The 26,245-nt window shown below is 61.7% G+C and carries 19 protein-coding genes and 4 pseudogenes; 13 read left to right on the top strand and 10 right to left on the bottom strand.

Annotated elements, in window-relative coordinates; translation table 11 throughout:
• The first annotated feature begins 67 nt into the window (after positions 1–67).
• The 3 genes and pseudogenes from tdh (at position 68) to OMP38_RS09435 (ending at position 3,266) form a co-directional block, all read left to right on the top strand.
• Positions 68–1,114, top strand: coding sequence for an L-threonine 3-dehydrogenase (gene tdh / locus OMP38_RS09445; RefSeq protein ID WP_277564848.1), 1,047 nt, complete (start codon positions 68–70; stop codon positions 1,112–1,114).
• 41 nt (positions 1,115–1,155) lie between these two features.
• Positions 1,156–2,332: pseudogene (locus tag OMP38_RS09440) on the top strand (glycine C-acetyltransferase).
• Positions 2,333–2,531: 199 nt separating this feature from the next.
• Positions 2,532–3,266, top strand: a complete 735-nt coding sequence (locus OMP38_RS09435; protein ID WP_277564847.1) for a class I SAM-dependent methyltransferase — start codon at positions 2,532–2,534, stop codon at positions 3,264–3,266.
• Positions 3,267–3,299: 33 nt separating this feature from the next.
• Here OMP38_RS09435 and OMP38_RS09430 read toward each other — a convergent pair whose 3' ends face one another.
• The 3 genes from OMP38_RS09430 to OMP38_RS09420 form a co-directional block, all read right to left on the bottom strand.
• Complete coding sequence (locus tag OMP38_RS09430; protein ID WP_277564846.1) at positions 3,300–3,719, bottom strand: DUF948 domain-containing protein; 420 nt, start codon at positions 3,717–3,719, stop codon at positions 3,300–3,302.
• Between the two features lie 3 nt (positions 3,720–3,722).
• Positions 3,723–4,361, bottom strand: a complete 639-nt coding sequence (locus OMP38_RS09425) for a general stress protein (RefSeq protein WP_277564845.1) — start codon at positions 4,359–4,361, stop codon at positions 3,723–3,725.
• A gap of 288 nt (positions 4,362–4,649) precedes the next feature.
• A complete protein-coding gene (locus tag OMP38_RS09420; protein ID WP_277564844.1) occupies positions 4,650–5,780 on the bottom strand; it encodes a PPK2 family polyphosphate kinase in 1,131 nt (376 codons plus the stop codon).
• A gap of 962 nt (positions 5,781–6,742) precedes the next feature.
• On the opposite strand from OMP38_RS09420, the gene OMP38_RS09415 reads away from it, so the two are divergent.
• From OMP38_RS09415 to OMP38_RS09390, 6 genes and pseudogenes are all read left to right on the top strand, one after another.
• The gene (locus tag OMP38_RS09415) at positions 6,743–7,177 is read left to right on the top strand and encodes a YciI family protein (protein WP_277564843.1); all 435 of its coding nucleotides are present in this window, start codon (positions 6,743–6,745) and stop codon (positions 7,175–7,177) included.
• Positions 7,174–8,466 (top strand): RNA polymerase sigma factor, encoded by a 1,293-nt coding sequence (locus OMP38_RS09410; RefSeq protein ID WP_277564842.1) that lies wholly within the window; start codon positions 7,174–7,176, stop codon positions 8,464–8,466. Before OMP38_RS09415 ends, OMP38_RS09410 begins: the two co-directional genes overlap by 4 nt.
• A 92-nt stretch (positions 8,467–8,558) precedes the next feature.
• Positions 8,559–9,365, top strand: a complete 807-nt coding sequence (locus OMP38_RS09405; RefSeq protein ID WP_277564841.1) for an alpha/beta fold hydrolase — start codon at positions 8,559–8,561, stop codon at positions 9,363–9,365.
• 36 nt (positions 9,366–9,401) lie between these two features.
• Positions 9,402–9,869, top strand: a complete 468-nt coding sequence (locus OMP38_RS09400) for a YciI family protein (protein WP_277564840.1) — start codon at positions 9,402–9,404, stop codon at positions 9,867–9,869.
• Positions 9,866–10,208: pseudogene (locus tag OMP38_RS09395) on the top strand (DUF1801 domain-containing protein). Before OMP38_RS09400 ends, OMP38_RS09395 begins: the two are co-directional and overlap by 4 nt.
• Positions 10,209–10,427: 219 nt before the next feature.
• Positions 10,428–10,985, top strand: a complete 558-nt coding sequence (locus OMP38_RS09390; protein ID WP_277564839.1) for a Uma2 family endonuclease — start codon at positions 10,428–10,430, stop codon at positions 10,983–10,985.
• Positions 10,986–11,024: 39 nt separating this feature from the next.
• Here the strand turns inward: OMP38_RS09390 and OMP38_RS09385 are convergent, their stop codons facing one another.
• From OMP38_RS09385 to OMP38_RS09370, 4 genes and pseudogenes are all read right to left on the bottom strand, one after another.
• Complete coding sequence (locus tag OMP38_RS09385; RefSeq protein ID WP_277564838.1) at positions 11,025–11,678, bottom strand: CPBP family intramembrane glutamic endopeptidase; 654 nt, start codon at positions 11,676–11,678, stop codon at positions 11,025–11,027.
• Between the two features lie 238 nt (positions 11,679–11,916).
• Positions 11,917–12,147: pseudogene (locus OMP38_RS35700) on the bottom strand (cyclic nucleotide-binding domain-containing protein); the annotation flags it as partial.
• Positions 12,148–12,246: 99 nt separating this feature from the next.
• The gene (locus OMP38_RS09375) at positions 12,247–13,485 is read right to left on the bottom strand and encodes a glycosyltransferase family 2 protein (protein WP_277564836.1); all 1,239 of its coding nucleotides are present in this window, start codon (positions 13,483–13,485) and stop codon (positions 12,247–12,249) included.
• A 17-nt stretch (positions 13,486–13,502) separates the two neighbouring features.
• Entirely contained in the window at positions 13,503–15,431 is a 1,929-nt protein-coding gene (locus OMP38_RS09370) for a DUF2334 domain-containing protein (protein WP_277564835.1), read from the bottom strand.
• Positions 15,432–15,624: 193 nt separating this feature from the next.
• On the opposite strand from OMP38_RS09370, the pseudogene OMP38_RS09365 reads away from it, so the two are divergent.
• Positions 15,625–16,891: pseudogene (locus OMP38_RS09365) on the top strand (alkaline phosphatase).
• An 80-nt stretch (positions 16,892–16,971) separates the two neighbouring features.
• Here the strand turns inward: OMP38_RS09365 and OMP38_RS09360 are convergent.
• From OMP38_RS09360 to OMP38_RS09350, 3 genes are all read right to left on the bottom strand, one after another.
• A complete protein-coding gene (locus OMP38_RS09360; protein ID WP_277564834.1) occupies positions 16,972–19,656 on the bottom strand; it encodes an S-layer homology domain-containing protein in 2,685 nt (894 codons plus the stop codon).
• Positions 19,577–21,319 (bottom strand): alpha/beta hydrolase-fold protein, encoded by a 1,743-nt coding sequence (locus tag OMP38_RS09355; RefSeq protein ID WP_277564833.1) that lies wholly within the window; start codon positions 21,317–21,319, stop codon positions 19,577–19,579. Before OMP38_RS09355 ends, OMP38_RS09360 begins: the two co-directional genes overlap by 80 nt.
• 156 nt (positions 21,320–21,475) lie before the next feature.
• Complete coding sequence (locus tag OMP38_RS09350) at positions 21,476–22,666, bottom strand: LacI family DNA-binding transcriptional regulator (RefSeq protein WP_277564832.1); 1,191 nt, start codon at positions 22,664–22,666, stop codon at positions 21,476–21,478.
• A gap of 133 nt (positions 22,667–22,799) precedes the next feature.
• On the opposite strand from OMP38_RS09350, the gene OMP38_RS09345 reads away from it, so the two are divergent.
• From OMP38_RS09345 to OMP38_RS09335, 3 genes are read left to right on the top strand one after another with little or no spacing between them, the layout of a single operon-like run.
• Entirely contained in the window at positions 22,800–23,681 is an 882-nt protein-coding gene (locus tag OMP38_RS09345; protein WP_277564831.1) for a hypothetical protein, read from the top strand.
• Complete coding sequence (locus OMP38_RS09340) at positions 23,623–24,627, top strand: sensor histidine kinase (RefSeq protein WP_277564830.1); 1,005 nt, start codon at positions 23,623–23,625, stop codon at positions 24,625–24,627. The genes OMP38_RS09345 and OMP38_RS09340 overlap by 59 nt, the downstream gene beginning before the upstream one ends.
• Complete coding sequence (locus OMP38_RS09335; protein WP_277564829.1) at positions 24,624–26,228, top strand: response regulator; 1,605 nt, start codon at positions 24,624–24,626, stop codon at positions 26,226–26,228. The genes OMP38_RS09340 and OMP38_RS09335 overlap by 4 nt, the downstream gene beginning before the upstream one ends.
• The last annotated feature ends 17 nt before the right edge of the window (positions 26,229–26,245 follow it).

The following is a 26,245-nucleotide window of genomic DNA, read 5'->3' as shown; positions in this document are numbered from 1 at the left end:
CAATATATAATACGAATGTATAATATATTGTACATGGCGGATTTAACTCTATTTGAGGGTGATGAGAATGCGGGATAGAACGATGCGCGGCCTGGTCAAGCCGAACCGGGGGCCGGGCGCGGCGCTGATGGAGGTGCCGGTGCCGGTCCCCGGACCCGAAGAAGTGTTGGTCCGGGTGAAGGCGTCCTCGATCTGCGGCACGGATCTTCATATCTATAACTGGGATGCCTGGGCCGAGAGTGCCGTCGTCACGCCGAACGTGTTCGGACACGAGTTCGCGGGCATCGTCGAAGCCGTCGGCGAGCGGGTGGCGAACGTTAAGGTCGGCGACCATGTCTCGGGCGAAGGCCACATCGTATGCGGCACCTGCAAGGCTTGCCGCACGGGCAACGCGCATGTCTGCGCCCGCACGCGCAGCTTCGGCATCTCGGCGCCGGGCTGCTTCGCCGAGTACGCGGTGCTGCCGGCCGGGAACGTCATTCACAACCGCCCGGAGATGCCGTTCGAGCTGGCGTGCTTGCAGGATCCGCTGGGCAATGCCGTGCAGACCGTCCTCGCCGGCGACATCGTCGGCAGGTCCGTCGCCGTCATCGGCACGGGCGCGATCGGCTTGATGGCGATCGCCGTGGCGCGCGCGTGCGGCGCCGGCAAGATCGTCGCCGTCGACGTTCGCGCGAACCGGCTGGAGATGGCGAAGCGAATGGGCGCCGATGCGCTCGTCAACAGCGCGGAGACGCCGATGGCCGAAGCGGTCCGCGCGCTGACCGACGGCGAAGGGGCGGAGGTCGTGCTCGAGATGTCCGGCCATCCGGCGGCGATCCGGGGCGGGTTCGAGGCGGCGGCGAACGCGGGGCGCATCTCGCTGCTCGGCATTCCGACGGACGACGTGCCGATCGACCTGGCCCGCCATCTCATTTTCAAAGGGATCAGCGTCCATGGCATTACCGGCCGCCGCATGTACGAGACGTGGTACCAGATGAAAGGACTGCTCGATTCGGGGGCGCTGCGGCTGGACGGTCTGGTCACGCATACGTTCACGCTGGATCGCTACGAAGAGGCATTCGAGCTGGTGAAGTCCGGCAATTGCGGCAAGGTTGTCTTTACGCACGGCTGAGAATCGAAGCGAACGATGGGGAAGGAGTCGACAGATCGACGATGGCAAACCTGTACTTTTTATCGAAGGAGCTGGAGCAGCTCCGCGCGGACGGCAGATACCGGCCGCTCACGGAATGGGAGGGCGGATCGGGCAGCTGGATGACGCTCGGCGGACGTCGGGTGCTGCAGATGTCCTCCAACAACTATCTGGGTCTGACCGCGCATCCGGAGCTGAAGCGCGCCGCGATCGAAGCGATCGAAAAATACGGCGTCGGCAGCGGCTCCGTCCGTACGATCGCCGGCACGCTCGACATTCACGGCGAGCTCGAGCGCGAGCTGGCCGCGTTCAAGGGCACGGAGGCGACGCTCGTTTTCCAATCCGGATTTACGACGAATCAGGGTATCCTCGGGTCGATCCTGGGGCCGGACGATGTCGTCATCAGCGACGAGCTCAACCATGCCAGCATCATCGACGGCATCCGGCTGACCAAGGCAAGCCGCAAAGTGTACGCGCACAAAAATCTCGAACAGCTGGAGCAGGCGCTGAAGGAGAGCGCGTCCTACCGCGCCCGCGTCGTCGTCACCGACGGCGTGTTCAGCATGGACGGCGACATCGCGCCGCTGCCGGACATCGCCGAGCTCGCGGAGCGGTACGACGCCGTCGTCTATGTCGACGACGCGCATGCCAGCGGCGTCCTCGGACGCAACGGCAAAGGCTCGACCGACCACTTCGGACTGCATGGACGGGTGCACATCCAGGTGGGCACGCTATCCAAGGCGATCGGCGTATCGGGCGGATACATGGCGGGCTCCGCGCTGCTCAAGGATTACTTGGTCCACAAGGCGCGCTCGTTTCTGTTCAGCACGTCGCAGACGCCTGCCGTCGCGGCCTCGTGCCTGGCGGCCGTCCGCGTGCTCGGGCGCAGCCCGGAGCTGATCGAGCGATTGTGGAGCAACGCGAATTATTGCAGGGAGAAGCTCCTCGCGCTCGGCTTCGACTGCGGCATGAGCGAGACGCCGATCATTCCGATCATCGTCGGCAAGCCCGCGGACACAATGCGGTTCTCCGACGCGCTGCTCGCCGAAGGCGTGTACGCGCAGGGCATCGTCTTCCCGACCGTCGCCATGGACAAGGGGGAGGGTTCGACTGATCGTGACGGCGTCCCATACGCGGGAGGATCTGGACTTCGCGCTGGACGCGCTGGCCCGCACGGGGCGAACCGCCGGGCTGATCTGAGCGAACGGCAGCGGGCGGATACGGTAGCGGCTGCCGCATGGTCATCCGCAGCTTTTGAACGGGAGCTCTTGTCTTCCGGCTTCGGCCGGGAGACAAGGGCTTTTTGCGCTTTCGGAATGGGGCATTCCTCGCGATTCGTGCGTCCCGCATCATGATGTAAAATAGACGGTGTCCAGTAAGAACGGGGAGCGTGAGACGGATGAAAGAGAACAAATACGACGACGAGGTTTTTTTTGAAAATTACAGCCGCATGCCGCGGTCGGTCGGCGGCTTGGAGGCGGCGGGCGAGTGGAACGAGCTTCGTGCGATGCTGCCGGAGTTGGCGGGCAAGCGCGTGCTGGACCTCGGCTGCGGCTATGGCTGGCATTGCCGGTATGCCCGGGAACAGGGCGCAAAGTCGGCGATCGGCGTCGACTTGTCCGAAAAGATGCTGGAGCGGGCGCGGGAGACGACCGACGATCCCGCGATCTCTTATGTGCGAAGCGCGATCGAGGACTTCGCATTTACGAAAAGTGCGTTCGACGTCGCGATGAGCTCGTTGGCGCTGCACTACGTGGCGGACTTCGCCGAGATCTGCCGGGCCGTGCACGGCTGCCTTTCCGAAGGAGGAGCCTTCGTGTTCACGGTCGAGCACCCGACTTTTACGGCTTTGGAAGCGCAGGATTGGCACTACGGCCCGGAGGGGGAGAAGCTGCACTGGCCGCTCGACCGCTACCACGAGGAAGGACCTCGGCTCGCGAGGTTCCTGGGACATGACGTCGTTAAATACCACCGGACTGTCGCCGGCTATTTGAACCCCTTGATCGAAGCGGGCTTCCGCATCGATAAACTGTCCGAGCTGAAGCCGACGGCCGACATGCTGGAGCGGCATCCGGCGTGGGCGGACGAAGCGCGCCGCCCGATGTTCCTCTTGGTCGCGGCGACCAAGGTCTAAGGCGGGCGGCGCATCGCGGTTAACGTAAGAATGCTATTTATGATAAAGGGTAGGGCCGCCGGGGGCTGCCTCCCGGACCGGCCGGTCCCCGATACGGCCGGCGATATCCCGCGAACGAGCTTCAGCGGCGGGTTCGGCGCTTTCCTTCTCGCCCGGACTCAGCGCTTCCTTCACCGAATGCGCGATCGTGTGGAGGACGTCGCCTACTTCTTGGGTCGTCTCGAGCAGCGGATCGACGGTGTTGATGCGTCCTTTAACGTCCTTAACGGTACGGTTAACGGTGTGAATTAACGCCGTAGCCTCATGCGTAGCCTGAAGGGCGGATTTTTTGACGTCCGCCAGCGTGCGGTTGGCTTCGTCGAGCGTCGCCATCGTCTTTTTCATCGTCTTGACGGCATAGACGACGAAGACGGACAGGGAGACCGAAGCGAGCGCCGCGCTTTTGCCGCGCATCGGTCAAACCTCCCGGGACTCGTGGGGAACGACGAATTCCTTCACGGGCGTCTGCACGTCGCCGTCCTTGGCGCTAATGTAGACGCGCATCTCTTCGGCAGGCTCGCGGGCGGTATCTTGCTTCGGCGTCGGCTCGAACGAAACGGGTGTCGAGCGGGGTTCTACGGCGCCGTACGCCTGGAAGATGCTTTCCGCGCGCGACCGATTCTCGTCGTCGGCCCTCACGATGACGAGCAGATGATCCTGCTCGACCAACGTTTTGTAGATCTCCGCTTCGCGATCCGGAATGCCGAGCCCGGCGAGACCGCCGATGAGCGTGCCCGTGCTGCCGCCGACGGCGGCGCCGGCGATGACGGTCGCGATCGGGCCGGCCGCGAGCAGCGGACCGAGACCCGGAATGAACAGCAAGCCTGCCGTGGCGAGGAGTCCGGCGGTTCCGCCGAGGAAGGCGCCCGCCACGCCGCCCGTGACCATGCCTTCCGCGCTGTTCGTGCCGGTGACCGTGTCCACGTGATGGACGGCCTCGCGCTTATGGCTGACCACGGAGATATCGTCCTTGCTCCAGCCCGCCGCCTTCAGCGCTTCAATCGCGCCAATGACATCCTGTTCGTCTCTAAACGTCCCAACGATCGGTGTAAGCATCGCAATCGCCTCCAGGCTGTTTTTTTTCGCTGGCCGCGCCAGCTGAATACTCATACTTCACCATGTTGGAAATGGAAATAACAGGTAGGACAAGCGGCAGACGCAGTTTATTTTCGGAAGCTTGTCCGTCGGCGGTTTGCCGAGTAAGGCGGCGCTTCTTGGTGCAGGGCTGATCGCCTGCACGAGGCGGTGCAGGCTCGGAGAGCTGCGCAAGGCCAATCGCCTGCCTCCGCGCAGCCCCACCAATAAACAAAGAACCTGCCGTGGCCCACGACAGGTTCTTTAAGTTTACTCGCTTTCTTTCGGCCTCCGGCCGCGCCTGCTCGGCGGCTTAGGCGCGATGGGCTCGCTTGGAGCGTCCTCAACCGCCACCGGAACCGTTCCTTCGGCTACGGTTTGCTTCCGCGTACCGCGGGGCCTCCCCGTAGCCTTTCGCGTTCCGGTAGACGCTTTCTCCACAGCCTCCGCCGGTTTTTCGACCGCCGCTTGCCGGCCGGCATTCGGCGTTTTGCCGCCGGCGGATTTTCTGCCGGCTCGCGGAGTTTTGCCCTCCGCGGCTTTCGCGCCAACGTTCGCAGTCGCGCCTTCGGCAGCCTCTCCGCCAGCATCCGCAGGCTCGCGAAGCGCGGCTTTCCCGCTATCGTCGGCTTGTTCGTCGCCGCCGATCGCCGCCTGTTCTCCCGCCGTCGCTGCATGGCGGGCCCCGGTCGCTTGAATTTCCGCATCTGCCTCATTAGGGACATCCCGCCGCTCGTCGCTTTCGGCTTCTTTGCGCTTGGCGGCCGCCAGCTCGGCCCGCGTTTCCTCGTCCAGGTCCAAGTCCCCGAAACGCCCGATATCGATTTTCGGATAAGCGAGGTCCAGCGACTCGAACGCCTCGGTAATAATTTTCAGCACGCGATAATCGCGATACCAGCGCTTGTCCGCGGGGACGATGTGCCAGGGATTGCGCTTCGTGCCGGTCGCCTCGAAGACGTCCTCGTAAGCGCGGACGTACTCGTCCCAATGCTGCCGCTCCTTGAGGTCGTTCGGATCGAACTTCCACAGCTTGTCGGGGCGGGTCAGCCGATCGTGCAGCTTCTCCAGCTGAAACTCCTTGGAAATGTGAAGAAAGATCTTGATGACCAGCACGCCGCTGTCCGCGAGCAGCTTTTCGAAGTGCTTGATATGCGCCAGGCGCCGTTCGGTTTCTTTTTTATCGATGAGGCCATGAACGCGGGTGATCAATACTTCCTCGTAATAGGAGCGGTTGAAGGAGGCGATGTATCCCTTTTGCGGGACCAGCTTGTGGGTACGCCACAGGAAGTCGTGGGCCGCTTCCTCCGCGGTCGGCGTCTTGAAGCTCTCGGCGCGGTAGCCTTGCGGATTGAGCGCGGACAACACCTTTTTCACCGTGCCGTCCTTGCCGCTGCAATCCATCCCCCTGGAACACGATCAGCACGCCGTGCGATCGGCTCGCATACAGCTTTTCTTGCGCTTCCTGCAGTCTGTCGCGAAGAACCTCGATCTCCGCCTCCACCTGTTCTTTGCTCTCGATATCGCCCGTATCGCGGGGGTCGAAATCCTTCAGGGACACGGGACGCTTGCGGTCAAGCCTGGTACGGTCGGCCATGCGCTCTCCTCCGATTCTCGCTCGATTGTGGGACTGACCAGATGCTCGTTTCTACAATTATAGCACTCCGCGGCCTAAAACTAGAATCACGCTAAGCGAGTCCAAAAGAAAGTTTTATGCGATGATTTGGCTAAAAAAGGGAATAGAAGCGGCTGAGGAGGGAACGGCTTGCTTATTCGCGTACTGGAAGAGGAAGGCGCCGACGTCTATCGGCAAATTCATATAAGCGCGCTCAAGACGACCCGGACGCGTACGGATCGACCTATGATCGGGAGGCGCGGCTCACGTTGGAACCTTCGTTCGCTTCTTGTAGGGAAGGCGATGAACGCACATAAGCTCAACTACGCAATAACCTTGCAAATGTAGTCCCAGTCGGGAACAAAAACCGTCAATCGTCCCTGCATCCACCATGAAGCGTTCTATAAAGAAACCAATTGCGCCATGACGTTGCGATTCAACCAAAAGTAGTCCCAATCGGCAACAAACCCGCCAATCCTCCTCGACGCCTCGACGAGAAGTTTTCATATAGAAACAAAACGCTCTATTGCGTCGATCTATCATGCTGGCACTGCTGCGAGAGAGATCGCCCCGGTCGATCAAATGCTTTATGATAGGATTAATTTGCCGGATCTGTCGCGTGCGCCGATCATTTATTTTTATTTTTTTTAAATCCATGTCGATTCGGCCGTCAGGCGTTCGTCGTGTTTATGAAAGCGAAGGAAACGACAGCCGAAGAAGCTGCAGGTTCCCATCCAAAGGAGGAAAACACATGCGTTTTATGATGATCGTCAAAGGCACTTCGGATTCGGAAGCGGGCGTCATGCCGAGCGAGGAACTGGTCGCGGCGATGCAGCGGTACAACGAGGAGCTCGCCAAGGCGGGCGTCCTGGTGGCCGCCGACGGGCTCCATCCCACTTCGTCGGCCATTCGGATCTCCTACCCGGAGGCGGGAGGCAAGCCCAAAATTACGGACGGCCCGTTCACCGAGGCGAAGGAGATTATCGCCGGATTCACGATGATCGAGGTGAAGTCGAAGGAAGAAGCGGTCGAGTGGGCGCTTCGGATGCCGGATCCGCACGGATACGGGGAAGGCCAGATCGAGCTGCGGCAGATCTTCGACATGTCCGATTTGACGCAGGATCCGGAGATGCTGGCCAAGGAGCAGGCGCTGCGCGAGCAGCTTGAAGGACCGCGCCGGACATGAGCGGCCGGGCCGCGCATCGCGCGATCGACGCCGTCTGGCGAATCGAATCGGCCAAGCTGATCGCGCGCCTGGCGACGATGGTGCGCGATGTCGGCCTGGCGGAGGACCTGGCGCAGGATGCGCTCTTGATCGCGCTCGAACGGTGGCCGGAGACGGGCATTCCGGACAACCCGGGGGCTTGGCTCATGACGACGGCGAAGCGACGGGCGATAGACTTGCTGCGGAGGAACAAGCTGCGGGACCGCAAGTACGAGGAGTACGGGCGCGCCAGCCCTTTGTTTACGGAAGACGACGTGGAAACGGAGACGGGCGAGATCGGCGACGAGCTGCTCCGCCTTATCTTCGCCACCTGCCACCCGTCGCTCTCGCGGGAAGCGCGCGTCGCGCTGACCTTGCGTCTGCTCGGCGGCTTGACGACGGACGAGATCGCGCATGCGTACCTCGTCCCCGAGCCGACCGTCGCGCAGCGGATCGTCCGGGCCAAGAAGACGCTCAGCGCGTCGGGCGTAAAGCTGGACGTGCCTGAGGGAAAAGAGCTGGAAGAACGCCTCTCTTCGGTGCTTGAGGTCGTCTATCTGATGTATAACGAGGGATATTCGGCCACGGCGGGCGGGAGCTGGATCCGTCCGACGCTCTGCCAGGAGGCGCTGCGTCTCGGCCGGATGCTGGCGGAGGTCGCGCCGCGCGAGCCCGAGGTTCACGGCCTGGTCGCCCTGATGGAGATCCAGTCGTCGCGCTTCAAGACGCGCGTAGGTCCCTCCGGCGAGCCGATCCTGCTCATGGACCAGAACCGCGCGCTATGGGACCGGCTTCTGATCCGGCGCGGACTGGCCGCGCTCGAACGCGCCAGGAGCCTCGGCCGTCCGCTCGGACCGTACGCGCTGCAAGCCGCGATCGCCGCCTGCCACGCGCAGGCGCTGACGCCCGGCGACACCGACTGGGCCCGGATCGCGGCGCTCTACGAGGCGCTGTCGCGCGCGGCGCCTTCGCCGGTCGTCGAGCTGAACCGCGCCGTCGCGATCGCGATGGCGTTCGGACCTGCGATCGGGCTGCAGATCGTCGACCAGCTGGCCGACGAGCCCGCTTTAAAAGGCTATTACCTGCTGCCGAGCGTTCGCGGGGATCTGCTCGCGAAGCTCGGGCGCATGGAGGAGGCGCGGGCGGCGTTCGAGCGGGCTGCCTCCATGACGCAAAATTTGAGGGAGCAGGATCTGATGCGCCGCCGCGCGGCCGAATGCGCGGCGCGGGACGCCGGCGATAAGGATGGAAGCCCGCGCGAGACGGTTTAATCGGATACGAGATTCGGGAAGACGGCGGTCGCGACGACCCTGAAAATGACAATGACGACAATGACCATACAGAAGCGGGGAATGGATGGACGATGAAGAACGACTCGAACCGGACGAAACGCTTTGCGGTATCCAAAGACGGCACCCGGATCGCCTATGATGCGGTCGGCAAAGGGCGGGCAGTGATCTTGGTGGGGGGCGCGTTCAGCTACCGGACGTTTCCTGGGCTGCAAAAGCTGGCCGGACTTCTGGCGCCGGACTTTACGGTCGTCAATTACGACAGGCGAGGCCGAGGGGACAGCGAGGATCAAAAAACGTACGAGGTCCAGCGGGAAGTCGAGGACCTCGATGCAGTCATCGAAGCGAACGGAGGCGACGCGCGCGTGTGGGGGCTGTCCTCCGGCGCTGCGCTCGCGCTTGAGGCCGCGGCGAGCGGCGTCGGGATGGTTCGGCTCGCGCTGTACGAGCCTCCGTATCTGGCAGGCGGAAAGGGCCGGGTTCCGCCTGCCCAGCAGCGGGCGCAACTTGAACGTTTGATCGCCGAGGGAAAGCGGGACGAAGCGGTCAAATACTTCTTGCGGTTGATGGGCGCGCCTGGCTTTGCGATAACGATGATGCGAATCATGCCGTTCTGGCCCCGGCTTCGCGCCGTCGCCCACACGCTGCCTTACGACGCTGCTATCATGGGCGACTATTCGCTGCCCGCAGCGCGGCTCGCCTCGGTCCGCATGCCGGTGCTCGCGATCGGGGGCGCCAAGAGCCCGGCTGCGCTTCAGGAGGCGGTCAGGCAAGTAGGCAAGGCCGTGCCCCACGGCGAATCGCGTCTGTTAGAAAGGCAGAATCACAACGTATCGATGGACGCGCTCGCGCCGGTGCTGAGGTCGTTTTTTCTCGCTTGAGCCATCGTCGAACGCCATGCTGGGAGGGGAACGTTCATGCGATTTATGATTCTGATCAAGGCGAATGCGCGCTTCGAAGCGGGGATCGAGCCGGCGAGCGACCGGGCCGCGGCGTTCGCGGCCTATTGCCGGGAGATGAAGGAGGCGGGCATTCTGATCGAAACCGCGAGCCTGCTGCCGAGCGCCGAGGGGCTGCGGCTGACCTATTCGGAGGCGGAAGGTTCGCCGGCGATGACGGCAGGGCCGTTCGGCGACGCGGCAGGACAGGTCGCGGGATACATGCTGCTGGAAGCCGACTCGGAGCGGGAGGCATACGCCTGGGCGGCGAGGATGCCCGACCCCTACGGCTTCGGCGAAGGCGGGATCGAGCTGCGCCGGCTTCGCGAGACGGCCGAGCCGCCGTTCGCCGCCGGCTTGAGCCCCATCGAGGCCGACCTGCGCGACCAGATCGGCGCTTTAAGAAACCTGCACGAAAAAACACGCTCAAAGGAGCTGCCGACATGAACCCTGAAATCACGCAATTCATCGCCGATCTCAAAGAGCCATGGCAAGCCGAACGCTGCAATGCGCTGCGGGAGCTTACCTTGGAGGCCATTCCGGACGCGCTGGAGCGCATGCAGTACAAAAAAGCCCCATTACCTGAAAAACGGCAAATACGCCGCCGTCATTTCGACGTCGAAGGACGCGGTAAGCTACACGATTTTTAACGCAAAGGGCATCGCGTTCCCCGAAGACGCCTGGAGCGGACCGCCCGAGCGCAAGACGATCAAGATCGGGAAGACGCAGAACGTCGACGCGGAAGAGCTGGCGGACTTGCTCAAGCAAGCTTCTGCTTCTCTTTAAAAAAATCGATTGATCGTTGACAGGTCTTCCATTTTTGGACATAATCGAATCAATGAAAGAAACGGGGAAGCGCCCCGTCAGAGCCGAACACGAACCGTGTCGCTTTGACGGGGCTTTTCCGTGAGGAGGACGATCGGATGGATCGGAAGAAACGACCGGAAGATAGGAAGGGACCGATAGATAAAAAAAGGACACGAGGATCGGGTCGGCGAACAGCCGGTGACGTACGACATTTATGCCGCGATGCCGGACGACGGCTTGCGCTACGAGGTGCTGGACGGCTCATTGGAGCTCATGTCGCCGGGGCCGAATACCTCGCATCAAATTTTAAGTTACAATTTGCAGTTCACGCTGGCTAGCGGTTGCAGAGCGGAATATCTCATTTTGAGCGCGCCGCTTGATGTCATCCTCAGTCCTACGAATGTGGTGCAGCCCGACTTGATCTTCATTCGTCCGGAGCGCGCCGACATCGTGACCAAGCGGGGCATCGAAGGGCCGCCGGACCTGGTCGTCGAGATTCTGTCGCCCGGCTCGCGTCACCGGGACCGCGTCCGCAAGCTGCGAATCTATGAAAAGCATGGCGTGCCGGAGTATTGGATTCTGGATCCCGGCGCCCAGACCCTGGAGCAGCATCTGCTGCAGGGCGATCGCTTGGAGCTAAGCCGCGTGTACGAAGGCGAGGACGTGGTCTCGTCGGACAGGCTCCCCTGCGTGTCGTTCACGGTGGCCGGGGTGTTCGACGATCCGACCCTGCGGCGGCTGCTGTCCTCGAACTGAATCGCGCCTTTCCAGCATCGTCAATCAGCCTGCCTACGATTAGAACAGCGCGTTCCAGATCCCTTCGATCCCGACGATGAAGAAGATCCAGACGCCGACCATGATATGGGAGACGGAGGCGCCCAGCAGCGAGCGCTGGCGCGCGTACATCCAACCCCAATAAAGGCCGGGAAAAAAAGTCAGCAGCGCGAACGTGAGGTTGAGATGCGAGTGCGCCGTCGAGAACATGAGGTTCGAGAGGACGATCGCGATCCAGGTACGGCTTCGGGTCGGCGGCAGGAAGTTCTGCAGCGAGGATTGGATGCCGCTCCGCGAGATGAACTCCTGCACCGGGCAGAACAGCGCATAGGCCAAGCCGTAAATGTAGAAGGTGCTGTCCACCTTCCGCCCCTCGATGATCGGGATGATGCTGAACACCTGGTCGTCGATCTCCGGATGCATGTACAGCACGAATCCTTTGAGCAGGGCGATGGCGGCCAGCAGCGGCAGCGTCATCAGGAAGCTGCGCCAGAGGACGCCGCGCCAATCTTCCAGCGTCAAGCCGAACGTTTTCATCGGATAGCCGCTTTTCTTGATCATGGCGAACATGACGGCCGACATCAAAGCCAGTATCGCGATAGAGATCAGATTCGAGCCGAAGTTGATGACGAGCGTATTCAGCGATTTGAGCGCAAGCGTGTAGAGGCCGAGCATGAATAGCAGATTGACGGTAAAAAAGGCCCATCGCGATTCGGGCTTTATTCGTCTCCAGCTCGTTTTTCATCGCGGCGACGGTCATGTTGTTGGTGGCGTCGAGCTTGCCGGACAGCGACGCGGCGACATGGTTCAACAACTTGATGCGGACCGGATCGAAGGCGCGGTCGCCGGCCATCCGTGCGGGATCGATCCGGATCAGCGCTGAAGGCTCGGCCGTCCTGACCGTGGCCGTCCGCGCTACGTTTCCCTCGAGAATCGAGGTTTCCCCGATGCACGTACCCGAGCCGAGCGTCGCCAACGCGTGCCAGCCGCCCGTGCCCGGCTCCGCCTTCACCACCTCCGCGCTTCCTTTTTCCACGAGGTACAACGCCTTGTCCGTATCTCCCTCCTGAATGAATACCGTGCCCGCGGGCAGCTCGACCCGCTCGGAGATGGCTGCGACCAACGCGAGCTCGTCTCGAGTCATGGCCTGGAATAGCGGGTTCGTCATAAAGGATGCTTGCAAGCTATCGAGTCCGATCGTCGTCATGGGTGCAGGGCTCCTATATTCAATTTGAGCGGACGGTTATGGCCGGTTGATGTCTTCGATCCGGATCGCGCGCGTGTGAACCGTGTGGTTCCAGGTTTTCTTGTTGAAGGTAAGCAGCCCGACGAGCGTGATCGGGAACCAGGTGAACTGAAAGACGGGGAATAGGATTAGTCCCAGGTAGGACTTCAGCGGCCGCTTCTCGATCGCCATCACGAGCGGGAACTGGAGGAACAGCGCCGCGTTGAGGGCGATCCACGCCCAGTCGGGGACCAGCCGCAGCACCGCGATCTGCTCGGAGAGCGGGGTGGCGAGCTGGAGGTAGGACATGACCCAGACGGCCGCGACGAACAGGAACCGGATCGGCTGGAACAGATACATGACCGCGTCGAACTGGGAGAACTTGCGCGTGCGGACGGCGCGTAGGAACAACGGCTTCATGTATCTTCGCGCGCAATCGGTATGTCCGCGCATCCATCGCAGGCGCTGGCGGACGGAGCTCGCGAGCGTGACCGGCTTCTCGTCGTAGACGATGGCGTCGGGCGCCCAGGTCGGATAGATCTCGCGCTCGATGCAGCGCGCGGTGAATTCGACGTCTTCGGTGAGCGAGGTGGCGTTCCAGCCCATCTCCTTCAACAGCTTCGCCTCGAAGCACATGCCGGTGCCGGCGAGCGTGCTCACCATCCCCCAGTTATGCCTGGCTTGCTGCCACATCCGGTTGATGAACCAATAAGTAATCGCGTAGGAGAGGGAGACCCAGGAGTCGTAAGGATTTTTGGTCTCGACGTAGCTCTGGATGACGCGATGCCCGTCCGACAGCTTGTCGTTCATCTCGCGCAGGAAGCTCGCGCTCACCAGGTTGTCCGCGTCGAAGACGAGGACGGCGTCGTATTGGCGCTCGCGCTGCCAGAGCCGCTCCAGCATCCATTCCATCGCGTAGCCTTTGCCGATGCGGACGTTGTCGAAGCGCTCCATGACGGTCGAACCGTACGACGCGGCGGCCCGCGCCGTGCCGTCCGTGCAGTTGTCGGCGACCACGAACACGTCGTACAGGTCCTTGGGATAGTCGAGGCGGTTTAAATTGTCCAGCAGCGGTCCGATGACCTTCTCTTCGTTGTGCGCGGCGACCAGAATCGCGAACGATCGGTTCGGCGCGTGTTTGCGGCCTGTGTCGGCCTTCCGTCTGAAGCCTGCCAGGCTGATGAAGATCTGGTAGGCCGTGACGGCGAAAATAATAACCTGGCAAGCGTCCGCGAGCAGCATAAACAGGGTGCGCATGATCATTTCCTCTCGGATTAGGGTGTCGGTCTTGGGTTGCGGAAAGAAAGGGAAAGATCGAGCGCGCGCGTCCGCGGATCGTAAGCGGCGATGTCGGCCTTGCCGTTGCCGTCGAAGTCGGCGGCGATTCCGATGCGGCCGCGCCAAGCGGCCCAAGGGCCGAAGGCGTTGTCGAGCGGCTCGAACCGGCCGCCGCCTTCGTTCGCGTATACGCGCCAGACGCCGGTCTTCGCGGCATAGGCGACGAGGTCGTCGAGTCCGTCGCCGTCCGTATCGCCGATGAGCAGCTGCTCGCCTTTTTTCAGGGTGAAGCCTGTCACCGCTACGGGAGCTTGCCCGGACAAGTTTTCCCCTCCCGTCCGAACGATGGACAAGCCGCCTTCCGACGCGGACGCGTATAGCGCGTCGTCGCGGTCCTTGTCCAGGAAGCGGCCCGCATAGAGCGCGGCGTCCGTCGGCAGCGCGGCCAGCCGTTCGGCGGAGGCGGCGAAGCGGCCGTCCTTGTAAGAAAACAAGATGAGTTTTCCGTCGCTGCGCGCCAGCATAGCCATCTTGCCATTCTTCCACCGGACGGGCAGCAGCCGATCGAGACCGGCCGGCAGCGTGCCCGCAGACACGGGTTCGGCGAACCGCCCGTCCTCTGCCGGGCTGACGCGAATTGCCCCCGTCCCTGAATCGTACGCGACGAGATCCTGCTTGCCGTCGGCGTCCAGATCGGCCAGCAGCAGTCGTACTTGCGGCGGAAACTCGGCCTTGAGCCAGACCTGGGCCGCCGCCTGGGGCCTGTTGCGCGGCATGCCGTATTCGCCCGGGATGACCGAGATCCGATGCGGCTCGCGCACGACGACGTCCGCATGCCCGCTCCCGGTCACGTCTCCCGTCATCACGTCGTCCGCGGCCGTGCCGAGCGGCAGCGTCACTCGTTGCGCCGGCGTAAAGGGGACGACCTCGTTCAGCGACAGCCATCGATAGCCCTCGCGGTCAAGCCCCTCTACGATCTTGTGCAGTTTGGATGGCGCGCCGTCTTCTTTGTACCGGTAGACCGGCAGGCCGTCCTTCATTTGCGTCTGGCCGTCCGCGCCCGTCACCGGCTCCAGCGCGGGAAACTCGAGGAACGGGTGGAAAAAGAGCGAAGCCAGCCCGTCGTATGTTTTCGCCTTTCGAAGCAGCTTGTCCACCGAGGCGTCGTCCGTTATATAGCTAAGGGGAGCGGGCACGTAGACCGAGCCGAGGCTGTCCTGTCCGTACGTATTGCGGCTCTCGTACATGTTCATGTCCTTGAAGGAACGGAGGGAGAACAGGTCCGGCTCGTAGAGGATGCCGACATAGGAGCGGAACACCTTCTCCTGCGCGCGCGTATCCCGGTAATGCGGCGATTCCCAGAAGGCGGGGCGGAGTCCGGCCTTCTCGAAGGCCGCCAGGCTGCTCTCGATGCGAGCGGCCGCGTATCCGGTATCCTTGGTCCCGGACGCCCCGGGAACCTTGAATTCGTAGCCGGTGCCGGAGTTCTGTCCGTCGCCCTTCATGACGGTTTCTCCATATTGATGGGTGTAACCGTGCATGCCCAGCGCGCCGCCGTTGTCCTCGGCTTGCCTGAGCAGCCGGACCAGCGACTGCGTGACGGCATCGGGCTGCGGATCGTCGATGCCGCGCTCTTGCCAGACGCCGTCGTCTCCCAGGCGGATGCTGCGCGGGATGACGGCCATTTGAAAAGGAATGCCTTCGGATTCGATATACTCCAGCACCGCACGCAGCTTGCCGAGCGCTTCCGGCGTGCCGTATTCGCCGCCGGGGCCGATGTCCTCGAGCCGCAGCATGGCGTGATGCTTGTCTTTGTTCGGATAAATATTCGTGCCCGTGTACGTGAAAGCGTACACGGTCGCGGCGACGGCCGCGGCCGCGCCGCCGGCGACGATGCTTGCCCATTTCCATCGTTTTCGGTTCAACTCGACAGTCCCTCAGTTCATCGCTTCTATCGATGCGGACGATTGCCGCAAGCGCACTCTCTACTATAGCAAATGCCGGCTTCTTGTAAACTGAAAAATCGACGGCATTTTACGTTCGGCACATATATTCAAAACACGCGCTTAACGAAAACGTTCTAGTATAAGCTTGTATACCAAATGTGGAGGGGAAACGATGAAACTTCGAGACAAGAAAGTGTTCAAAGCTACGCTGGCCGGTACGATGACGGCAGCCCTTCTGACCGCCAGCGCCGTCACCGTTCAAACGCAGGACCGCGCGGACGCGGCATCCCCTCAAACGCAAAATGTCATCCTGTTCGTCGGAGACGGCATGGGCGCAGCGCAACGCGACGCCATCCGCCTCGCGACGGTCGGCGAAAAGGGCAATCTGGCGATGGACGCCATGCCTTACGTCGGTTTGATTCATACGAGCTCCACGGTGCCGGTCACGGATTCGGCGGCTTCTGCGACCGCCTATGCCAGCGGCGTCAAGACTTACAACGGCGCGATCGGCATGGACGCCGACAAAAAATCGGTCAAGACGATCATGGAATACGCCAAGGATAAAGGCAAATCGACGGGCGTCGTCACGACGAGCCAAGTCACCGACGCTACCGGCGCGGCTTTCGGCGCGCACGTCGAAGACCGTTCTAAGCAAAGCGACATCGCGCTGCAATATTTGACCAAGAGCAAGATCGACGTCATTCTTGGCGGCGGCGAGGACTTCTGGTACCCTGCGGGCAACCCGGGCAAGTTCCAGGACGAGCCGGCCGAGGATCCTTCCGAGAAGAGCAAGGGCACGCAAGGCAACCTGATCGACAAGGCCAAATCGCTTGGCTACAGCTACGTCTCGAACAAGGCGGATCTGCAAAAAGCGAAGGGCGGCAAGCTGCTCGGACTGTTCTCCAACGAAGAGATGTTCCAGCAAAAGCCCGAAGGCGAAGGCGACATCTACAATCCGATCGTTTCGCTGCCCGAGATGACCAAAAAAGCGATCGACACGCTGTCCAGTAACAAAAAAGGGCTTCTTCCTGATGGTCGAAGAAGAAGGCACGGACGAGTTCGCTCACCAGAACAACGCCAAGATGACGATCAAAGCCGGCCAGCAGCTGGACCAAGCCGTCCAGGTCGCCAAGGACTTCGCCAAGAAGCATCCGGAAACGCTCGTACTGGTGCTCGCCGACCACGAGACCGGCGGTTTCTCGATCGAGGAAGCAAACGCGGAAGACGAGTCGGGCGACGGCATCTCCAAGGAAGACGGACCGTTCCAAATCGTCGGCTCCGACCATAACTTCGTCGTTGATTGGACGACTTCCGGCCACACGGCGGTCGACGTGCCGATTACCGCTATGGGCCGCAATGCGCAGCTCTTCACCGGCATCTACGAGAACACGGAAGTGTTCACGAAGCTTAAGCAAGCGCTGGGGCTGAAGAGCAAATAGACCGCAAGCGCCGCATGCAAAGAGACTCCGCCTCCCGGCGTGACGGGGGCGGAGTCTCTTTCGTGCATCAGAATAAGGCGTTAGTCGATTTTGTCCAGTTGTAGAGCATTTGCGCCGCTTCGGCGCGCGTAGCCGACTGCGAAGGCGCGATGCTTGCAGCGGACTTGCCGCTTCAGGAGGCCGAGCTTCACGAGCGCGCTCAGCGGCGTCTTCGCCCAGTCATGAATCGCTCCGGCGTCCGCGTACCCGCTCAGCGCGTTCGTATCGACGTCAAGCTCCTCGCCGGAGCCGGACAGCTTCAGCGCATTGTAGATCATGACGGCCATTTCTTCTCTTGTGATCGTAGCGTTCGGCGCGAAGGAGACGTCGCTCTTGCCCTTCACGATCCCGTGCTGATAGGCGGCGGCGACAGCCGACGCGTACCAGCTGTCCGTCGCGATATCGGCAAAGGGATTGGACGCGCCGCCGTCGGCTTCGAGGCCGAGCGTGCGAACGATGAGCGCCGCGAATTCGGCGCGGGTGATGCTGCGTCCGGGCGCGAACTGATCTGCGCCGACGCCCGAGACGATCTGTCTGGCCGACAGAACCTGAACCGCTCTGTTCGCCCAATGGCCGGCAGGCACATCGCCGAACGTCTTGGAGAAGGTCAGCGCTCCGTATCTGCTGAAATGGGAGAGGTCGGCGGAGACGGTGCCTGCGGCAGCGTTCCATTTGCCGCCCGCGTACTGCGCCTTGCCGTTCGCATCCCAATAGTAGATGCCCGTCAGCTCCGGATCTGCATCGGCGGACACCTTCAATTGGAGCTTCACCGGCTTGGCGAATGACTGGCCGAGCGGGAGCGTCGTGCCGTTCTCCAGCTGCGCCGTCAGCGATAAGTCGACGAATTCGCCGGCTGCGCGGAGGCTGCCGCCGAGCTGTACGCCGCCTTGCTGCAGAAGCGCTTCCCGATCGTTGTCGGAGACCGGCTTGATTGCCCAGATCAGTGCTTTCACTTTTTCCGCGCCTGCGGCCGCTTGGAACTGCGCCAGATTTTCGTAAGGAATGGACAGTCTGCTGCCGTCCTTGGCGGACAGCTGCAGATCCGTCTTGCCGTCGATCGCGGACTGTACGATTGCCGCCGTCGCGGACACGGTCTCGCCCGCGGTCGTCACGGGATCGGTCGGCGTCGTGCCGGAGCCGCCGCTGCCACCGTTGTTTCCGCCGCCGCTGCCGCCGTTGCTGCCGCTGCCGCCATCGCCGTTTCCTGCTGCCGGCTTCCATGCGATCCGTCCGAGCTCGTACGTACGGTCGAGCAGCGACGCCTTGAGGACGATGTCGTAGGCGCCCTTCTCGTCGAGCTCCGGCAGCGTCCATTGATCGTTCAGCGCTGCGGCGCCGCGCGTGCTCAGCCGGTCGCGGACGCTTGCGACCTTCTCGCCCTTGGCGTCGTAGATTTCCAGCGTGACCGGAATCTCAAGCTGCGGATCGGCTTCGACGAGATACGGAGAAGCGAGGATATGATCCGCATAGGCGGCGATCGCCTCGGTCGCCTCGACCGTATACTTGGCTTGAACGGTCTTGCTGCTGTCGTCCTTCGCGATCGCGAGCGTGCCCTTCAGCACGCCGTCAGGTGCGTTCGAAGCAGCGAAGTGACGGCTGTGCTGCGCGAACGACAGGTCGATCGACTTCGTGTAGAACACGCTGTCATGCGCGCCGTCCCGAACCTCCGCGTAGTGCGGCACGCCGTTTTCCATCAAATACTTGTGCACCGTATTGACCGGTACGTCGAACTTGTAGACGTCCAGATTGCCGGAGTCAAGATAGATCGCGTACCGCTTCAGCGCGTCGATCGGATAGCTCTTCAGAATGGCGATCGGATCCTGGCCCTGCTGCGCGAAGCTCAGCGCGCCCATGTGGCTCGCGATCGAGGAGAAAAGGTCCGGGTACTTCAGGCCGATGACAAAGGAGCCGAAGCCGCCCATGGAGACGCCGGACGTGCCTCTGTACCGCGCATCGTCGATCGTGCGGTAGTGGCCGTCGACGAACGGCACGAGATCCTTCACGACCATGTCCTGCCATTTGACGCCGTTCGCGCCGCTTCCGTTGACCCACCAGCTGGTGCCGGAGGAGTCGGGCATGACGACGATCATGTCCTTCATGGAGCCGTTAGCCACGCCCTGGTTCAGGACACGGTCGATCTTGTCGATCTCGAACGATTCGCTGTCGCTGTTGAACTGGTGGAACAGGTAGACCGACGGATAACGCTTGTCGGGGTTACTCGCGTACGAAGGCGGCAGGTAGATGCGGAACGACACGTTCCGCTGCGCGCTCTCCGAGTAGAACGACGTTTTGTAGAACAGCTTTTGATCGCCCGTCTCTTTGGGCGCGCCGTCTTCGAAGGCGTAGTATTGAGAGACGCTGCCTTGCCGGACCGTCACTTCAGTGCCGTCGTCCAGCGTGCCGACGACGGTCGTCTGCGCCGTATACAGGTACCGTCCGTCCAGCTCGAATACATAAGGACTTTGAACAGTCGTCTTGAGCGACTTGTACGCGTCGAACCAGGCCTTCTTCTCCGCGACGGCCGTCAGCTTGTCGGTGCCGCCGTTAAAATATTGCGCCGACAGCGTCGCCGCATAACCGGCGCTGTCCTTCCGGCCGATCGCGTCGAACTGCGCCTGCGCCAGCGTCTTCACCGCGCCGGCGATCTCATCGGCCGGCACCTGCGAGGGCAGATTTTTGACTTTTTTGCGCCGCCGCCTTGGTGTAGATGCCAATCGGTCCGGCATACCAGCCGCCGCCGCCGTTCTGATTGTACATCCGTACGGCGATCGTATTCGTCCCGCCGCGGCGCAGCAGATCGGAAGGGATCGCGTATTCGCGCGACGCCGCCCAAAACGAGCTCGTGTAGACGCCGTTGCTGAAGCCAGTCTCGCCGACCAGGCGGCCATTGATATACGTCATATCCGCATCGTCGATTTTGCCGGCCATCAGCGTCAGATCTTCCATCGGGAAGTCGGCCGGCACGTCGAACTTTTTCACGTACCAGGCAGCTCCGTAGTAGTTGTTCAGCCCCGCGTAGCCGCCGAAGCCGTCCGTCCACCAATCCAGTCCGGGCTGCACGACGCTCCAGCCGGACGTGTCCAGACTTTCGTCCGCGCCGTTGATCGAGGCGGTCGGATAAGTATCCTTCGTGAACCGCCAGTCGCCAAGCAGATCGATCTGTTGGTCTTCAGGCAGCGTTCCCGTAGGCGCGACGCGGATCAGCGGCTTCGTGCCCAGCGTGAACGAGGTGCCGAGGATTTTGGCATCGAGCGTCAGATTCGTGCTCTTGAGCGAGCCCAACGCGGATACCGGCACTGTGAAGCTGCCCGTGAAGCTCGACAGGCTCGAATTTTGAACGACGTTGCCCAGGCTCGTATTCGCCGTATACAGCGCGGCGTTGCTGCCCGGGTCGCTCACCTTGAGGCTGACATTCAGATTAAATGCGCTATTGGCGCGATTCTCGTAAACGGCGTTCGCCACGGATGTACGGTTCAGGTTGACGGTGAAGCTCACGTTGACCTTCGTGTCGTCGACGCTGATGGCCTGCGGCGACGCGGCGAAGGAGCCGCTCAGCAGCCCTTTGGCGAAGCTCGCGCTGTGCATCATGAACGAGCGGTTCAAATAGGTCAGATAGTAGGCTTTGTCGTGACCGCCCGGACGCGACTGATAGCCGTGCGCGACATTATTGGCGCGGAAGTAGGCGTGAATGTCGTTCGTGGAGTTCGTCGCGTAGGTCATCGGATCGTCCGTGCCGCCGTCCAGATAGTACTGGTAGGCTTTAAGCGCGGCGGCCGTCTTGCCCTTGATCAGCGCGAGCGGCTGCAGGCCGCCCACGGTGCGGTCGAGCGCGCCCATGTGGCTGGCGATCGAGCCGAACAGCTCGGGATGCCGCATGCCGAGGACGAAGGCGCCGAAGCCGCCCATCGAGACGCCGCTGATGCCCCGGAAGGCGGGCAGGGCGATCGTCGGATAGCGCTGGTCGATGACGGGAACGAGATCGCTTGCGATCAGGTCCTCCCAGCGTCCGCCGTCCTGGTTGACGAACCAGCTGTCGCCGCTCGTATCGGGCATAACGACGATCATTTTCTGAATCGTCCCTTCGGCGATCCATTGGTCGAGGCTGTCCTGAAGGCGGTCGTCCTCGAACTGCCGGCTCGATTGACCTTCTTCATGCAGCATATAGACGACGGGATAGCGCTGGTTGCCGTTGTAGTAGCCGTCCGGCAGATAGACGCGATAGGTCATTTCTTTGCCGAGGCTGGCGGAATAATAGCGGTCTACATAAAAGCGGGGCTGCGCGTCGTCTGCAGCAGCCTGGGCGGACAAGGGCAGCACGCCGATCAGTACGAGCAGGGCCAGCGTTAGCATCGACCATCTGCGCCCGTACCGGGTAACGAATGTATGCAAGTGGAAAGTCCTCCTTAAAAGGGAATGGAATGGGATGGGTGGGGATTCAAGCAGTGAAGCGAATGAAGACGATTGGCGTGCATCCGAGTTAAAACGGGCTTTTCGGCTCTCCCTCCCAGCGATCAATTGTAAACGGTTCCAGTCGATGGCTATACTTTAGTTTAATTTTAGTAAAAAATCAAACATAATTTTACCAAAAAAACGCCTCGCGCTAAAAATAGGGTGCAAACGGGGTGGAATATCAGTAAGATTAGGTGCATATCTCGCATGACGTAACGCCGGAAAATCGCAAAATAAGACCGCCTCCGGCAATGGAGGCGGTCTGGAAGCGTCGTCTTCAGTTACATTTCGCAAGTGCTTGCCCGGACGACCAGCCGCGTCGGGAGGACGATCTTTTTTGCAAATGTCTCTTCGGGTCTCGAGCCTGTCGGCCAACAAGCCGACCGCGGCCTCGCCCATGTAGTCGACATGAACCTTGACGGTCGTGAGCGGCGGCTCAAGGTACGCGGATATGGTGTTGTCGTTGAAGCCGACAAGAGAGACTTCGCGCGGGACCTGCACGCCGGCTTCGTGCAGCATGCGCAGCGCGCCGGCCGCCATCGAGTCGTTCTGGATCAAAAAGGCGGTGGGGCGGCTGTCCGCTTCCAGCGCCTGCCGCATGAGCAGATACCCTTCCTCCGAGCAGAGCCGCTCTCCAAGGCGGATATGCCCGGGCCGGTACAAGCCCCGCGCCTCCAGCCAATCGCGGCAAGCGCTCTCCCGGTCGTCGGGAACGTGGTGGCCGCCGATGACGATGCGGGCGCCGATGTAGCCGATCTCCCGGTGTCCCAGCTCGTATAGATGCGCGAGCGCCTCGTCGACGGCTCTGCGCTTGTCGATGACGATGGCGTCGAACCGGCGCTCGTCGGGCGAAGAGTCGACGAAGACGCAGGCGTGCGACAGCGCCGACAAGCGGGCGATATCCTCCGGTCTGAAATGTCCGATCGAGATGACGCCGTCGACCGCTTGAGCCGAGTCTGAAGCGAGGCCGTCGTCCCGGAGATAGAGCCGCGCCATCTCGAACCCGCGCGTCAGGCACTCCCGCTCGATGCTGAGCCGGATCGCCAGGTAATAGGGATCGGCCATCTCTTCCAGATCCGAGTACCAGCTGACAACGCCGATCCGGCATTTGCGGGCGGCCGCGACCGCGCGTCCTCGCGGCGTCTTGTAGCCGATCTCCTCGGCGATATCGAATATGAGCTTGCGCTTGGTGTCCGCGATCGACAGCGTCGCGTCCCCGTTCAACACGCGGGAGACGGCCGCGATCGATACGCCGACCCGCTCGGCTATCGCTTTTAGCGTCGCCATGCCACTTCACCTTCCCCGGCGTCGCCCGCCGCGAAGCTCTCGCTTGCGACGATGACATCTCTACGTCGTTTCAGTTTTAAATATGCCAGACTTCCCGGAGTTTTACAAACGAATTGCAAGGGAGAAATGACGAATGAGAACGGACAAACTGGGCAAATTGTTCGGCAATCAATTCATCCGCAACAAAATCATGGCCATTTATCTGCCGCTCATTCTGATCCCGCTGCTGGCGCTCGGCATCGCCTCCAATCGCATCTATACGCAGTCGCTGGTCGACAAGACGATCAAGGGCGTGGGGGACAACTCGTCGCTGATCATCACGCGAATCAACGGCATTTTGGCGAACGCCCAGAGCTGTGCGAACATTTTGGCGATCAATCTGGACCGCGTCATTCAGGAATCGGGCGCGCAAGTGGGCGGAGGCGATCCGGACATCTCCGAGGCGGCGCGCATCCTCAATCAGCTCAGCTTCTCGATCCTCGTATTCCCGGAGGTGAACAGCGCGGCGTTCATCGATCTCCAGGGCCGCGTGTACGCGACGGATCCCCGGCTCGAACGCGGCGACCAAGACGTGCTGCAGACGGACATTGTCGAACGAATCGACGGGACTAGCGGGGAAAATTTATGGTTTCCGATGGCGCGCAGAAGCTATCTGACGCCGGATCCCGGACAGGCGGTGCTGACCCTCGGCAAGCGCGTATTCAATATCAATACGGGCAAGCCGATCGGCTCGATCGTGCTGAACATCCGCGAGGAGGCTTTCTCTGCGGTGTATCGGAGCATCGGCTCGTTCGGAGAGGGCGCCTTTTTTTATCGCCGACGACAAGGGGACCGTCATCTCCTCGCAGCAGAGAGAGGATCTTCTGCTGCCGGTCAAGGACGAAGCGCTTCGCGGCTGGATCGAAGGCGCTTCCGAGGCGACGACGATCGGCAGCTTCGACGAAGGCAAGCTGCTCGTGGCGCGCTCCGGCTTTTCGTTTCTCGACTGGCAATTCATCGCGGCGATCCCTTATGAGACGCTTACGCACGATGTGCAGCAGGTGACGTTGCTGATCGCCGTCATTGGCGGGATCTGCTTTTTATTCGCGCTGCTGGGCGCCGCCATTCTGAACCGGCTGATCGCCATCCCGATCGTCCGCATGGCCCGCAGCATGAAGATGGTCAAGGAAGGCAATCTCGACATGCGGATCGGCGTGCGGACGAACGACGAGCTCGGCCTGCTCGCGTCCGGCTTCAATACGATGATCGCGCGCATCCAGGATCTGCTCCAGCACGTGAAGATCGAGCAGCGCGAAAAGCGCGAATACGAGCTGGCGCTGATCCAGTCGCAGATCAAGCCGCATTTTTTGTACAACACGCTTGACGTCATCTACACGCTCTCGCAAATGGACCGCCCCAAGGACGTGCAGCGCACGACGAAGGCGCTCGCGGACTATTACCGCATCGTGCTGAGCAAGGGCAGCGAGCAGATCACGCTGGAGGAAGAGCTGAACGGTCTGAGGGATTATTTGTCCATCCAGAAAATTCGTTACTCGGATGTCTTCGACTATCAGATCTACGTGGACAAGTCGCTGCTGCCCTGCCCCATGCTCAAGCTGACGCTGCAGCCGCTCGTCGAGAACGCGATCTACCACGGGCTGAAGACGAAGAGCGGCTTCGGACATCTAATCGTCAGAGGACGGCGGGAGGGCGAGCGGATGGTGCTGACGGTCGAGGACAACGGCACCGGCATGTCGGAGGCGCGCATCCGCGACGCGCTTGGCGGCGTCGACGACAAGAAGCGGCCGGTCTCCTACGGTCTGCGCAGCGTACACGAGCGGGTCAGGCTGTACTTCGGCGAAATGCACGGCGTTCGAATCGAGAGCGAGCCGGGAAAGGGAACGAGGGTCACGATTCTTCTGCCCTGCATGCTTGAGCCGGACGATCAGTCATTCTATCCAGACGGAGGCGACAATCCATGATGAACATTCTGATCGCGGACGACGAGCTGATCTTCCGCGAATATTTGCGGCGCGTCATCGACTGGGAGCGATACGGCTTCCGGATCGCGGGGGAGGCCAAGCACGGGCTCGAGGCGCTTGAACTGGCGGCTGCGCAGCCCCCGGATATCGCGCTGGTGGACATTACGATGCCGTTCATGGACGGGCTTGAGCTTGCCGAACGGCTCAAGCGGGAGTATCCGGCTACGAGCGTCGTGCTCGTCACGGGGCACAATGAATTCGACTATGCCAGACGCGCCCTGAAGCTCGGCGTCGAGGACTATATTCTGAAGCCCTTCTCCAAGGAGGAGCTGCTCCTGACGCTGCTCAAGCTGCAGCAGCACCACCACAAGGCGCTAGAGGAAAAGGCGACGCTGCAGTCGAGCGTCCAGCTGATGAAGGAAGGGCTCCTGAACCGGCTGGTAAGCGAACGGCAGACGGAAAAGGCAGCGACGACGATTCGCCAGCTGGAGGCGTACGATCTCCGTCTGGACCGGCCGGCCTATACGGTCGCATGCATCGAGATCGACGATATGGACCGCAAATGGAGCGAGGTCAGCGAGCGGCTGCTGTGGAAGTACGCGGTCAGCAACATCCTGGCGGAGGCGATGGAGGACGACGGCAAACCCATGATCTTCAACGGGCCGGAGGGCCGGATCGTCTGCCTGATCGGCCATGCCGCTTCTGCGGGGGGAGCCTCGGGCGCACCCGGGCTTGAAGCCTACGAGCGGCTGTGCGCGCTCATCAAGCGCTACCTGAAATTTACGATCACGGTCGGCGTCGGCAACGGCTACGAGGGAACGGCGCACATCGCCGATTCCTACAAGGAAGCGCTCGCCGCGCTTCAGAACAAGTTCGTGCTCGGCTGCGACCGGGTCATTCGCTATGACGCGTCGGCCAAAGGAGCATCCTCGCTCAGTCAATATCCGCTAGAGAACAAGGAGGCGCTGCTGCATGACCTGCGGATGGCCGACGACAGTCGTCTGGCGGAGCGGCTTGGCGAGCTGTTCAGGTCGGTCCGCGAGCAGAAGCTGTCCATCGACTATACGTACGTCGTCTGCATGGGCCTCGTCTCTGTCTGTCTGAGCTACATTAGCGAAGCCGGACATCCGATCGAGGACTGCTTCGGCGAGCACTTCTTTCCCTACAGCGAGATTCAGCGGCTCGGCACGGTCCAGCAAGCGGAGACGTGGATTACGAACCTGTTCATGCAGGCGTCCGCCTATGCGCGACAGCACAAAAAAACGCGCGCCTCCATCATCGCCCGCTCGGCCAAAGCGTACGTGGAGCAGCACTATGCGGACCCGGAGCTTGGCGTGGACCGGGTCGCCGGCCATGCCTTTATTAATGCGAGCTATTTGCGGGCGGTATTCAAAAAGGAGCTGGGCATGACGCTGTCCGACTATATAACGCATGTGCGGATGCACAAAGCCAGGGACATGCTCGGAGAAGGCAATGTGAAGCTGGCGCACGTGGCGGAGGCGACCGGCTACAGCGACCTCAGCTATTTCAGCAAAAGCTTCAAAAAGTTTTTCGGGCGGCCGCCGAGCGAATACGAAAATGTGCTCAGAGAGCGCGGCTGACGCACGGCAAAAAATAG

It is taken from the genome of Cohnella ginsengisoli, assembly GCF_029525555.1.
Classification (GTDB): domain Bacteria; phylum Bacillota; class Bacilli; order Paenibacillales; family Paenibacillaceae; genus Cohnella; species Cohnella ginsengisoli.
The sequence above is the reverse complement of the archived record's forward strand: the minus strand, read 5'-3'. Positions and strand labels throughout refer to the sequence as shown.

What these genes read in the sequence shown, in the direction of transcription:
- OMP38_RS09360 (WP_277564834.1), bottom strand. Translation starts at nt 19,656, where the DNA reads ATGCCGGACCGATTGGCATCTACACCAAGGCGGCGGCGCAAAAAAGTC.
- OMP38_RS09420 (WP_277564844.1), bottom strand. Translation starts at nt 5,780, where the DNA reads ATGGATTGCAGCGGCAAGGACGGCACGGTGAAAAAGGTGTTGTCCGCG.
- OMP38_RS09350 (WP_277564832.1), bottom strand. Translation starts at nt 22,666, where the DNA reads ATGGCGACGCTAAAAGCGATAGCCGAGCGGGTCGGCGTATCGATCGCG.
- OMP38_RS09410 (WP_277564842.1), top strand. Translation starts at nt 7,174, where the DNA reads ATGAGCGGCCGGGCCGCGCATCGCGCGATCGACGCCGTCTGGCGAATC.
- OMP38_RS09425 (WP_277564845.1), bottom strand. Translation starts at nt 4,361, where the DNA reads ATGCTTACACCGATCGTTGGGACGTTTAGAGACGAACAGGATGTCATT.
- OMP38_RS09435 (WP_277564847.1), top strand. Translation starts at nt 2,532, where the DNA reads ATGAAAGAGAACAAATACGACGACGAGGTTTTTTTTGAAAATTACAGC.
- OMP38_RS09405 (WP_277564841.1), top strand. Translation starts at nt 8,559, where the DNA reads ATGAAGAACGACTCGAACCGGACGAAACGCTTTGCGGTATCCAAAGAC.
- OMP38_RS09400 (WP_277564840.1), top strand. Translation starts at nt 9,402, where the DNA reads ATGCGATTTATGATTCTGATCAAGGCGAATGCGCGCTTCGAAGCGGGG.
- tdh (WP_277564848.1), top strand. Translation starts at nt 68, where the DNA reads ATGCGGGATAGAACGATGCGCGGCCTGGTCAAGCCGAACCGGGGGCCG.
- OMP38_RS09345 (WP_277564831.1), top strand. Translation starts at nt 22,800, where the DNA reads ATGAGAACGGACAAACTGGGCAAATTGTTCGGCAATCAATTCATCCGC.
- OMP38_RS09335 (WP_277564829.1), top strand. Translation starts at nt 24,624, where the DNA reads ATGATGAACATTCTGATCGCGGACGACGAGCTGATCTTCCGCGAATAT.
- OMP38_RS09375 (WP_277564836.1), bottom strand. Translation starts at nt 13,485, where the DNA reads ATGCGCACCCTGTTTATGCTGCTCGCGGACGCTTGCCAGGTTATTATT.
- OMP38_RS09415 (WP_277564843.1), top strand. Translation starts at nt 6,743, where the DNA reads ATGCGTTTTATGATGATCGTCAAAGGCACTTCGGATTCGGAAGCGGGC.
- OMP38_RS09430 (WP_277564846.1), bottom strand. Translation starts at nt 3,719, where the DNA reads ATGCGCGGCAAAAGCGCGGCGCTCGCTTCGGTCTCCCTGTCCGTCTTC.
- OMP38_RS09385 (WP_277564838.1), bottom strand. Translation starts at nt 11,678, where the DNA reads ATGCTCGGCCTCTACACGCTTGCGCTCAAATCGCTGAATACGCTCGTC.